Genomic DNA, 1180 nt, shown 5'->3' on the forward strand with positions numbered 1-1180 from the left:
GTCAAGCGCGCTCGAGCGCGAGCGCCACACCCATGCCGCCGCCGATGCACAGCGAGGCCAGACCGCGCTTCGCGTCGCGGCGCTGCATTTCGTGCAGCAGCGTCACGAGAATCCGGCAGCCCGATGCGCCGATCGGGTGACCGATCGCAATCGCCCCGCCGTTCACGTTGATCTTCGACGTGTCCCAGCCCATCTGCTTGTTCACCGCCAGCGCCTGCGCGGCAAATGCCTCGTTGATCTCCATGAGATCCAGGTCGCCCGCCGACCAGCCCGCGCGCTCCAGCGCCCGCGTCGACGCCGGCACCGGACCCATGCCCATCACCTTCGGGTCCACCCCGCCGCTGGCATACGCCTTGATGCGCGCCAGCGGCGTGAGGCCCAGCGCCTCCGCCTTCTTCGCCGACATCACCACGACCGCAGCCGCGCCGTCGTTGATCCCCGACGCGTTCGCCGCCGTCACCGTGCCTTCCTTGCTGAACGCCGGCTTCAGGCCCGCGAGCGATTCCGCCGTCACGCCGTGGCGCACGAACTCGTCGGTCGCGAACTGCAGCGGCTCGCCCTTGCGCTGGGGAATCGCCACCGGCACGATTTCCGCGTCGAAGCGGCCCGCCTTCTGCGCGGCTTCCGCCTTGTTCTGCGACAGCGCCGCAAACGCGTCCTGCTCCTCGCGCGTGATGCCGTATTCCTTCGCGACGTTCTCCGCCGTCACGCCCATGTGGTACTGGTTGTACACGTCCCACAGGCCGTCCACGATCATGCTGTCGATGAGCTTCGCATCGCCCATGCGGAAGCCGTCGCGCGAGCCCGGCAGCACGTGGGGCGCGGCGCTCATGTTCTCCTGGCCCCCGGCCACCACGATGTCCGAATCGCCCGCGATGATCGCGTTGGCCGCGAGCATCACCGCCTTCAGGCCCGAGCCGCACACCTTGTTGATCGTCATGGCGGGAACGGCCGCGGGCAGGCCCGCCTTGATCGAGGCCTGACGCGCCACGTTCTGGCCCGAACCGGCCGTGAGCACCTGACCCATGATCACGTCGCTCACCTGCTCGGGCTTCACCCCCGCGCGCTCGAGCGCGGCCTTGATGACGATCGCGCCGAGATCTGGCGCCGCCACCTTCGCGAGCGAGCCGCCGAATTTGCCTACCGCCGTACGTGCGGCCGAAACGATCACAATGTCAGT

General features: G+C 68.9%; 1 protein-coding gene. It reads right to left on the reverse strand.

The window, feature by feature from the left end:
• Position 1 precedes the first annotated feature (1 nt).
• A partial coding sequence (locus tag BHE01S_RS35805; protein ID WP_052406263.1) for an acetyl-CoA C-acetyltransferase occupies positions 2 to 1180 on the reverse strand: 1179 nt, incomplete at its 5' end.

The organism is Paraburkholderia heleia NBRC 101817, assembly GCF_000739775.1.
GTDB classification, from domain to species: Bacteria; Pseudomonadota; Gammaproteobacteria; order Burkholderiales; family Burkholderiaceae; genus Paraburkholderia; species Paraburkholderia heleia.